This is a genomic window from Candidatus Hydrothermales bacterium, from assembly GCA_039630235.1.
Taxonomy (GTDB): Bacteria; Hydrothermota; Hydrothermia; order Hydrothermales; family JAJRUZ01; genus JBCNVI01.
Window position 1 is genome coordinate 1 of sequence record JBCNVI010000081.1, and the last position, 502, is coordinate 502.

The window sequence follows — 502 nt, forward strand, 5'->3', positions numbered from 1 at the left end:
AAATACATATGCAATGGCTTCTATTTCAATTAGTGCACCTCTTATTGGAAGTCCCGCAACTATAACAGTAGACCTTGCAGGATAGGGCTTTTTAAAATTCTTGAAATAATTTTCATACGCGTCGTTTACTATTTTAAGTTTTTCTTCAATATTCTCTGAACTTACTAAAAATATCGTAACCTTTACTATATTATCCATGGTTAAATTTTTTTCTTTTAGTATTTTCTCTATGTTTTCGAGCGCTTGTTCTGTTTGCTCTTTTAATCCTCCTACTGGTTTTCCATTTGCATCTACACCAAACTGACCACTTATATATATTACATCACATAGCCTTATTGCAGGACTATATGGACCACCACCATATATATTTTGGGGTTTGATTTCCTCTTTCATAGCTCTGAAATTTTAAAGTTTAATATAGTATTTTTCTTAATTTACTTATCTTAAAGCTCTAAAAGCTTGCTTTTTTGACTTTCTACTATTTCCTTTGTCACTTCGTTTA

The 502-nt window shown here is 30.9% G+C and carries 1 protein-coding gene; it reads right to left on the reverse strand.

Annotated elements, in window-relative coordinates; all coding sequences use genetic code 11:
• Positions 1-393: RidA family protein (locus tag ABDH49_09405; protein ID MEN3047154.1), on the reverse strand; the 393-nt coding region annotated here is incomplete at its 3' end.
• Positions 394-502 lie beyond the last annotated feature (109 nt).